This is a genomic window from Halomonas sp. AOP7-B1-5 (genome assembly GCF_052353045.1).
Lineage (GTDB): Bacteria > Pseudomonadota > Gammaproteobacteria > Pseudomonadales > Halomonadaceae > Vreelandella > Vreelandella colorata.
In genome coordinates this window covers 57,211-65,429 of record NZ_JBQTDC010000025.1, presented here as the reverse complement: position 1 = coordinate 65,429, position 8,219 = coordinate 57,211, and the positions used below count along the sequence as shown (strand labels likewise).

The window sequence follows — 8,219 nt, the reverse complement described above, 5'->3', positions numbered from 1 at the left end:
CGCCCCTCTTTAAAGAAGGGCGTTTTGATATAAAAGCATTAGCCTTTTAATTTGGCCGTCATGCTAATGTCAGCATTTAATACTTTTGACACGGGGCAGTTTGCTTTCGCTTTCTCTGCCGCTTCTTTAAAGCTTGCCTCATCGGCGCCGTCGATATCAGCAACGACATCCAAATGAATTTTAGAAATGCTAAAGCCCTCAGAATCTTGCTTTAGGGTAACGCTCGCGCTGGTTTCAATAGCGTTTGCTGTATATCCCTGATCGCCAAGAATCATGGAAAGCGCCATTGAAAAACAGCTGGCATGAGCGGCTCCAATCAGCTCTTCCGGATTGGTGCCTTTTTCATCTTCAAAACGCTTTTTGAAGGAGTAGTTAGCATTGAGAACGCCACTTTCGGTTGAAACGGTGCCTTTGCCATCCTTCAGTCCACCTTCCCAACGTGCGCTAGCTTTACGATCCATGAAAAACTCCTTGTGCATAAATAACGATAGCCCCGGCTAACCACTACCTGACCAGCCGGGTAAAAGCGCCATTCGCCTAAAGCGAACTGGCAACCCTGTTTAGCGTAGCTGATTTTTGGCGCACTGCCGAACCGAATCCCTTTAGCCACTTCCCCCGCCGCGTGAACCCCCTTATGCTGAGCTGTCAGGCTAACGTTGCCATAACCTCAGGGCCGAACAGGTTATACATGTCCGCACGGTTTGTTAACGACTCATGGCGACCGCAAGGGAACGCCAAGCCTTTACTCATTATAAGGATTCGCCATGTCATCAGCTGATGCGCTACGCCTGGCAGTGCTCTCGTCGCTTTGGGGGCTGTCATTTATTTTCATGCGCGTCGCATCGCCGGAGTTTGGCGCTATTCCTTTGATACTGGTCCGCATGGGCGTTGGCGCGCTATTGCTGATACCTTTACTGCTGAGCATGCACTACCTGCGGTTAATCTGGCAGCACAAAGGGCCTTTGTTATTGCTGGGCATAGTGAATCATGTTCTACCCTTTTCACTTTTAGCCCTGGCGACCATGCGCCTGGAAGCAGGTTTCACTTCATTACTGAATGCCACCACGCCCATTTTTACCGCCCTGCTAGGCGCGCTGTTTTTTGCAACGCCGGTTCAACGCCAACAGTATCTAGGGCTGGCGCTTGCGTTGATTGGAGTCTACGTTCTTTCCGCCAACCGTCTGGATTTCGGAATAGGCGGTGACGGCTGGTTTATTCTGGCGGTAATTGGTGCAACGTTTTGCTACGGCATTGCGGGCAACTACTCAAAAACGCGCTTGAGTCATTTGCCGCCCCGGGTTCTGGCCGCGGGCAGCAGCGCCATGTCGGCATTGGTACTTTTGATTCCCGGCATTCTGCTTTGGCCTGACCAGCCGATCAGCACGCTTGCCTGGAGCAATGCGCTGGCGCTTGCCGTACTCAGCACAGCGCTGGCCTTCCTGCTCTACTTCGGCCTGTTAGCCAGCGCAGGTGCAACGGCTACGTCAACCGTTACGTTTTTAGTACCGATCAGTGCGCTGCTATGGGGCTACTGGCTACTTGATGAAACGCTTAGCCTGCAGGTTATGGCGGGCATGATCATTACCCTGCTGGGCACGGCGGTCGCCACCCAACTGCTACGCTTTAAACCGCGCGGTATGTCGCCATCACCTCATCCCCCACACGAATAAGCTGTCCGTCGCCAGCACTTAACGTCGCGTTTTGACCAAAATACCCGCCTTTTAATGTTGGCTGGGTCTTGAGCGTAATTAATGTTTTAAGGGGCTCGGCGGGATCAGGGATGTGGGCGGTTTGCTGATCCACCGTGGTGATCTTGCAACGCTTACACGGCTTACGCAGTGTTAACGCGAATGCACCGGTGGATTCCTGTAGCGATTGCCAGCGGTCTTCCGCCCACGCCTCATCGGTTTCCACGACGATATTGGGACGAAAGCGATTCATGGGTACTGGCTGGCTGCCGTTCTTGTCCAGAGCACTATTAAGCGCGTTCAAAGAGCCCGTTGACGTAATCAGGAACGGGTAGCCATCGGCAAAATGCGTGTCGGCTTCGCCACCGTCTAGAAAATCCGCTTCTACCAGGCGCTTAAACTGGGTGGCAAATCGGACCAAGCTCAGACCTTTCCCGGACTCACCCAGAGCGACTTCCAACCAGCAGGAGACCTCTTCACTTTCTGGCCAGGCTTTACAGTGGTCGTCCCACACCTTGACGATGCGCAGGTTGCCGCTCGGCTCTTCAAGCGGAATTGAAAGCGGGTCAACATTGGGATGTGAAAGCACCAGAGCATCGGCGTTTAATGCTACTTCTACCGTGGCCAAAAGAGGCAGCTGGCGCTGAGTCACAAAACGCTGCTGAGCGTCGACCAGCATCCAACGACGATCCCAGGCAAGCCCGCTCGAAAGTAGCTCGCTCTGGTTAACGCTGATGCCTTTTAAGGACTTGACCGGATAGATATTGAGCTGGGTAACTTTCACGATAGCCTCGATGCAAGCGAAACGTCGTACTTTAGCCATTTAGCCCGCAGACCGCTAGCCTTGCGCTAGGAACCTACAGCGTACCGCCGGTTTCAATGGTGTACCCCATATCGATGATATCGGCAGCCGATGGCTCGCCCTGAATTCTGGCGAGCAGCACCTTGGCGGCGGCTTCACCAATTGCCTGGCGGGGGGTGATAACGCTGGCCAGGCGAGGGGTCATTGCCTGCCCTATATCGTGGCCATGAAAACCGGCAATGGCCATTTGCCCCGGGACATCGATGCCGCGGCGCTGACATTCAAAGTACGCCCCCACCGCCACATCATCGTTGGTACAGAAGATACCATCCGTATCAGGATGGTTAATCACCACTTGTTCTAAAAGCGCCGCCCCGACGCTATAGGAAGAGCGCTGAGTACTATGTAGCGTAGTGGGTATCAGGCCGTGTGCTTCCATCGCCTGGCGATAGCCCTGTTCGCGCTGCTGCGTTCGCTCATCTAGCCGTACCGCCAGATAAACCACCTGGCGGCGCCCACGGCGTATCATTGCGCTTACCATATCAAAAGCGGCTTTGACGTTGTCGTAGCCCACCGACTGCTGTAACGGCTGGCGATGTGTATCCATGATTTCGACAACCGGGATACCTGCCGTTTCGAGCATACGCAGGCTACGCGGCGTGTGGTCATGATCGGAAAGAATTACGCCATCCACGTTATAGGAAAGCAACGAGGCAAGACTGCGCTCTTCAAGGGTAGGACTATACCCATAGTGTGAGAGCATTAGGTAATAGCCCGCCGGTTCGGTGAATGCCTCGATCCCTACAATGACATCGGCAAATACCTGATTGGTCAGCGAAGGCACCAGCACCCCTATCGAATGGCTGGTGGCGCGCGAAAGTAGGTCCGGCGCCCGGTTGGGGATATATCCCACCTGTTCGGCGGCCTTAAAAATACGCTCACGCAAGCTTTCCGAAACCGTATCAGGGGCTCGCAAGCAACGGCTAACCGTCATTTTCGTTGCCCCTACCTTGTCAGCAATATCCTGTAATGTGGGACGCTTTTTCTTCAAACGGATGCCAGCCTCTAAAGTGACGGTGTGCGGGATGAATGATTAAGTGTCGCACTAAGCGCGCTGGTAAAGCGACTCACGATCTCGGGCGGTGAAAGCGCAATGGATACAGTGACGGCTTCACTTTCTCCCGGTGGTTCCAGATCGGCGAGCTGACTGGCCAGCATATTCTCACCTTTAAAGAAGTGCCCCTCACGTGTTTCCAAGCGTTCACGCAACAGGGTCTGGTCGCCTTCCAAGTACAGAATGCGCAGCGCTGAATCCCCTTGGCGCAAGCAATCACGATAGCGATACTTCAATCCAGAGCAGGCAATCACCACGCTAACATTTTGCTGGCGATGGTCGGCAAAAAGCTCAGCCAGCGTCTCAAGCCAGCCTTGGCGGTCGTCATCGTCAAGTGGCGTTCCACTGGCCATTTTGGCGACATTTGCTGGCGGATGGTAGTCATCACCATCAATGAACTTGGCGTTCAGAGCCGCCGCCAACTGCTGGCCAATATGTGACTTTCCGCAGCCAGAGACCCCCATGACCAAAATACGATGAGAAACGGCGTCCATTGGTTTATCTCTCCGGGTTTAAACGCTGTGCAGCAAATATACAAAACCATAATCTATATGGTGTCCTATAGGTATATGCTCTCCTATAGATAGCCGCGTGAATAGTTGGATAATACGCAGATGACTTTCGTGTTACCGGTAACATAGTAAATGCAGGTTAGCGAGCCAAATTATCCATGTCAAAACAAAACCACCAACTCAAGACCAACGTCTAGGTCTGGTCAGCGAAGGCTGGTCGCGCTACATTAATCCAACGCATCCCGTCTCGGAGCCGATATGCCCGCGTTAGAACCCTGTCGATTAGAAACTTGCAGTGAGTTGGAACTAGACCATCAGCTATGTTTTGCGCTGTACTCCACCTCATTAACGATGACAAAAATTTATAAACCGCTTCTAAAGGAGTTAGGGCTTACTTATCCGCAATATTTGGCAATGCTGGTGTTATGGCAGCAAGACGGCATAACGGTAGGTACATTGAGCAAGCGCCTGCTGACCGACCCCGGCTCGCTAACGCCGCTGCTTAAGCGTCTTGAAGGCGATCAGCTGTTGATTCGTCAACGCAATCGTCAGGATGAGCGCATCGTGGAGCTATTTCTAACCGATAAAGGGCGTGAATTGCGTGAACAGGCGCGTCATATTCCTAGCTGCATAGTTAATGCCAGTGAAAAATCAATAGAAACCCTGACACAGCTAAAAGAAGACTTGGTACAGCTACGCGATAACCTACAAAAAATCGACTAGCCCTTCTCGCACTTTAAGAAGGTTTATTGAAATTTATATTGCGCGCAAAATAAAGCTGCACTAAATTAAACCCAGTTACTCTGATCAACAACATTAAAGGAAGCTTGCTATGTCTATCGAAACCGTCGCCTACCGTGCCCATGCCAAAGCCACAGGTGGCCGTGAAGGCCAAGCCAAGTCGTCTGATGGCGCATTGGATGTCAAACTCAGCACGCCGAAAGAGCTAGGCGGCGCAGGCGGTGAAGGCACTAACCCGGAACAGCTGTTCGCTGCGGGCTACTCCGCCTGCTTTTTAGGTGCACTAAAGCATGTCGCCAGCCAGGAAAAAGTAAAGCTTCCGCAAGACACTGCCATTGAAGGCAGCGTGGGTATCGGCGCTATTCCCACAGGTTTTGGCATTGAAGTCGAGCTTACTATCAGCCTTCCCGGCCTTGAAAAGAGCGTTGCCCAGGATTTGGTCGACAAAGCCCATGTCGTTTGCCCTTACTCCAACGCAACGCGTGGCAACATCGACGTCACCCTGACGCTTGCCTAAGTTTTCCAACGTTAGCTGCTGATAGGGCTAACCTTTAAGCGCACGAGCCACTGCCCTGCTTGCATGCAGCGCAGTGGTATCGTAAAGCGGCACATGAGTATGCGCCTGCTCTACCAGTAGCGCGATTTCAGTACACCCCAGAATGACGGCCTGAGCGCCCTGCTGATGCAGGCTATCGATAATTTCGAGATAGCGCTCGCGCGAGTCACTATTGATTTTCCCCTGGCACAGTTCATCGAAAATAATCCGATGCACCGCTTCGCGCTCGGCACTATCAGGCACAACCACCTCGATACCGAATGCGTCCTGCAAGCGAGCCTTGTAAAAATCCTGCTCCATGGTAAAGCGCGTACCCAACAGCCCCACGCGGGTAATACCATCTTGCATTAACTGTTCAGCAGTCGCATCAGCGATATGCAGCAGCGAAATACCGATAGCCTGTTCGATAGCCGGTGCCACCTTATGCATAGTATTGGTTGCCAAGAGCAGAAAATCCGCGCCAGCCCGTTCGATGTTTTGCGCAGCACTCGCCAGGAGCTCGCCTGCTTTATCCCAATCGCCTTGCTGCTGCAGGGTTTCGATTTCGGCAAAATCGACGCTGACCAGCACAATTTTGGCGGAGTGAAAGCCGCCTAGCGCGTGCTTTACACCTTCATTCAGGGCGCGATAATAACTTTGCGTTGATTCCCAGCTCATGCCGCCCAGCACACCAATAACCTGCATTTTCGTCTCCTTTTTGAATCACCATGAATTATTTTATTAACCGGCTAATAACCCTCCCCCCTTGTACCAGCTTTTTACTACCCTCATAAAGTACCTACCGTATCTAAAGTACTTAGAGCATTTAAAGTATCTAGAATATCGAAAGAACCTAAAGCAGCTTAAGTAACCGTTTTTTTGCCATGTTGGCACTGCCCACGAAACAATACAGCGAGGCTATGATGAGCGATACTTCTTACACCCCACCGCGCGTTTGGAAATGGGAACCCGGCAATGGCGGCAAGTTTGCCAACATTAACCGCCCCATTGCAGGTCCGACTCACGATAAGCCCTTGCCCGTAGGCAAACATCCGCTTCAGCTCTACTCACTGGCCACCCCTAATGGCGTTAAAGTGACCGTCATGCTTGAGGAGCTTTTAGAGAAAGGCATTGAAGCCGCCGAGTATGATGCGCACTTGATCAAGATCGGTGACGGCGACCAGTTCGGTAGTGGGTTTGTCGAGGTGAATCCCAACTCAAAAATTCCTGCGCTGATGGACCATAGCACCAACCCGCCCCAGCGTGTTTTCGAGTCAGGCGCCATTCTGCTTTACCTGGCTGAGAAATTTTCAGCGTTCTTGCCCAGCGACCCGGCCAAACGTACCGAGTGCCTTTCCTGGTTATTCTGGCAAATGGGTAGCGCCCCCATCCTAGGCGGCGGATTCGGCCATTTTTACGCTTACGCCCCGGAAAAATACCAGTACCCCATTGATCGTTACACCATGGAAGTAAAACGCCAGCTAGACGTGCTGGACCGCCACTTAGCCGATAACCGTTATATGGCGGGAGATGAGTACACTATCGCCGATATGGCGATTCACCCCTGGTATGGCGCCTTGGTAAAAAACCGCGTATACGAAGCGGCTGAATTTCTTGAAGCCCATACCTACCAGAATGTCATCCGCTGGGCGGATGAGCTTGATGCACGCCCTGCCGTTCAGCGTGGCCGCATGGTGAACCGCACGTTTGGAGAGCCCAGCGAACAGCTACATGAACGCCACGATGCCAGCGACTTTGAGCTTAAAACCCAAGATAAGCTCTAAACGATAAGGTACCGCTTCACAGCCCAAAACTAAATCAGATCACGCAGCAATAAAAAAACGGCCCTGGAGGCCGTTTTTTATTGGGGAGATACTACTGCACCCGGGAATTATTTAACGCGTAGTTCCATACCCGGTAAACATAAAAAATATAGCCAATCCCAAAGGTCACCAGCGAAATCAGTATCCACAAGATGATGTGGCCAATATTGCTGAAAATATTGATATCACACACCATTTTTCGCTCGGTACCCGTGCTTTGATCAATAACGGATGTGCGATTAATCACAAAACGGGCAAACGAGTAGGGAAAGAAAAACAGCGCGATCCCAAGGGTAAGAATACTCAGCACCAGCCACAGCAGCAGATGCCCAATGATGTCGAAAATCGACAAGTTTGCTTTAATAGTCACGTTAGGCCCTTAGCGGATGTTCTTAGGAATCGTTAAGCGGCGCAGATTACCACCGCTGGCAGGCCTCGGGAATGTTTATAAGTAAACGCTTAAGAATTTATGGATTACGGTGAGGAGTGGCGCACATCTTTAAGGCTCGAGTGATCGTGTTCGTCGCTTTCCTTTACCACACTTAATGAGCCGTCGGTTTCCAATATAACCGCGTGTGCATCTGCAACGCTACTTAGCCCATTGCTGCGAATGGCTGCTCGCACCTCGTCTTGGGTAACTCGCGCTTTATGTAGTGCCTGGGTAAGAAACTCACCGCGATAAAGCAGCATTAAAGGCTCACCGGTCACCAGCTTTTTGACCCATCGCTTGCGCACACTGAGCCATGTAATCGCATACTGTAGAAAAATCAGTAGCCCCAGCGCTAACGCTCCTTCTGCCAGCGCCACCTGCTTGGAAAGCAGAATGGTCGCAAGCGTTGAACCCAATGCAACGGTCACGATCAGATCAAACGCATTCATTTTCGAAAGCGTGCGATTGCCTGAAAGGCGTAGAAAGATCACTAATACGGCGTAAGCCAGTAAACCGACAATCAAGGTACGAAAGAGGTTTTCCCAACCATTAAAAAACATAGGCTTAATAACAT

At 51.8% G+C, this 8,219-nt stretch carries 11 protein-coding genes; 4 read left to right on the top strand and 7 right to left on the bottom strand.

Translation table 11 applies throughout. The features are described from left to right. Nucleotides 1-38: 38 nt before the first annotated feature. Nucleotides 39-461, bottom strand: a complete 423-nt coding sequence (locus ACT3XD_RS13050; protein WP_018918714.1) for an OsmC family protein — start codon at nt 459-461, stop codon at nt 39-41. A gap of 303 nt (nt 462-764) precedes the next feature. On the opposite strand from ACT3XD_RS13050, the gene ACT3XD_RS13045 reads away from it, so the two are divergent. Continuing rightward, the gene (locus tag ACT3XD_RS13045; protein ID WP_192538297.1) at nt 765-1,670 is read left to right on the top strand and encodes a DMT family transporter; all 906 of its coding nucleotides are present in this window, start codon (nt 765-767) and stop codon (nt 1,668-1,670) included. On the opposite strand, the gene ACT3XD_RS13040 is transcribed toward ACT3XD_RS13045, so the two are convergent. The 3 genes from ACT3XD_RS13040 to ACT3XD_RS13030 form a co-directional block, all read right to left on the bottom strand. Continuing rightward, entirely contained in the window at nt 1,624-2,472 is an 849-nt protein-coding gene (locus tag ACT3XD_RS13040; RefSeq protein ID WP_192538299.1) for an MOSC domain-containing protein, read from the bottom strand. The two genes, ACT3XD_RS13045 and ACT3XD_RS13040, sit on opposite strands and share 47 nt — an antisense overlap. A gap of 73 nt (nt 2,473-2,545) precedes the next feature. Then, nucleotides 2,546-3,541, bottom strand: coding sequence for a gluconate operon transcriptional repressor GntR (gene gntR, locus ACT3XD_RS13035; protein ID WP_192538300.1), 996 nt, complete (start codon nt 3,539-3,541; stop codon nt 2,546-2,548). A 14-nt stretch (nt 3,542-3,555) separates the two neighbouring features. Next, on the bottom strand, nt 3,556-4,098 hold the full coding sequence (locus ACT3XD_RS13030; RefSeq protein WP_192538301.1) for a gluconokinase: 543 nt from the start codon (nt 4,096-4,098) through the stop codon (nt 3,556-3,558). 276 nt (nt 4,099-4,374) lie between these two features. On the opposite strand from ACT3XD_RS13030, the gene ACT3XD_RS13025 reads away from it, so the two are divergent. Both ACT3XD_RS13025 and ACT3XD_RS13020 read left to right on the top strand, forming a co-directional pair. Next, the gene (locus ACT3XD_RS13025; RefSeq protein WP_192538302.1) at nt 4,375-4,839 is read left to right on the top strand and encodes a MarR family winged helix-turn-helix transcriptional regulator; all 465 of its coding nucleotides are present in this window, start codon (nt 4,375-4,377) and stop codon (nt 4,837-4,839) included. A 109-nt stretch (nt 4,840-4,948) separates the two neighbouring features. Continuing rightward, nucleotides 4,949-5,374 (top strand): organic hydroperoxide resistance protein, encoded by a 426-nt coding sequence (locus ACT3XD_RS13020; RefSeq protein ID WP_018918720.1) that lies wholly within the window; start codon nt 4,949-4,951, stop codon nt 5,372-5,374. 27 nt (nt 5,375-5,401) lie between these two features. Here the strand turns inward: ACT3XD_RS13020 and ACT3XD_RS13015 are convergent, their stop codons facing one another. Further along, the gene (locus ACT3XD_RS13015; RefSeq protein ID WP_192538303.1) at nt 5,402-6,097 is read right to left on the bottom strand and encodes an aspartate/glutamate racemase family protein; all 696 of its coding nucleotides are present in this window, start codon (nt 6,095-6,097) and stop codon (nt 5,402-5,404) included. Nucleotides 6,098-6,315: 218 nt separating this feature from the next. On the opposite strand from ACT3XD_RS13015, the gene yghU reads away from it, so the two are divergent. Next, complete coding sequence (yghU, locus tag ACT3XD_RS13010; RefSeq protein ID WP_192538304.1) at nt 6,316-7,176, top strand: glutathione-dependent disulfide-bond oxidoreductase; 861 nt, start codon at nt 6,316-6,318, stop codon at nt 7,174-7,176. Between the two features lie 91 nt (nt 7,177-7,267). On the opposite strand, the gene ACT3XD_RS13005 is transcribed toward yghU, so the two are convergent. Next, nucleotides 7,268-7,585, bottom strand: a complete 318-nt coding sequence (locus tag ACT3XD_RS13005; RefSeq protein WP_192538305.1) for a DUF6693 family protein — start codon at nt 7,583-7,585, stop codon at nt 7,268-7,270. Nucleotides 7,586-7,689: 104 nt separating this feature from the next. Further along, a complete protein-coding gene (locus ACT3XD_RS13000) occupies nt 7,690-8,205 on the bottom strand; it encodes a DUF421 domain-containing protein (RefSeq protein WP_192538306.1) in 516 nt (171 codons plus the stop codon). Nucleotides 8,206-8,219: the final 14 nt, after the last annotated feature.

What these genes read in the sequence shown, in the direction of transcription:
- ACT3XD_RS13045 (WP_192538297.1), top strand. Translation starts at nt 765, where the DNA reads ATGTCATCAGCTGATGCGCTACGCCTGGCAGTGCTCTCGTCGCTTTGG.
- yghU (WP_192538304.1), top strand. Translation starts at nt 6,316, where the DNA reads ATGAGCGATACTTCTTACACCCCACCGCGCGTTTGGAAATGGGAACCC.
- ACT3XD_RS13020 (WP_018918720.1), top strand. Translation starts at nt 4,949, where the DNA reads ATGTCTATCGAAACCGTCGCCTACCGTGCCCATGCCAAAGCCACAGGT.
- ACT3XD_RS13050 (WP_018918714.1), bottom strand. Translation starts at nt 461, where the DNA reads ATGGATCGTAAAGCTAGCGCACGTTGGGAAGGTGGACTGAAGGATGGC.
- ACT3XD_RS13000 (WP_192538306.1), bottom strand. Translation starts at nt 8,205, where the DNA reads ATGTTTTTTAATGGTTGGGAAAACCTCTTTCGTACCTTGATTGTCGGT.
- ACT3XD_RS13025 (WP_192538302.1), top strand. Translation starts at nt 4,375, where the DNA reads ATGCCCGCGTTAGAACCCTGTCGATTAGAAACTTGCAGTGAGTTGGAA.
- ACT3XD_RS13015 (WP_192538303.1), bottom strand. Translation starts at nt 6,097, where the DNA reads ATGCAGGTTATTGGTGTGCTGGGCGGCATGAGCTGGGAATCAACGCAA.
- ACT3XD_RS13030 (WP_192538301.1), bottom strand. Translation starts at nt 4,098, where the DNA reads ATGGACGCCGTTTCTCATCGTATTTTGGTCATGGGGGTCTCTGGCTGC.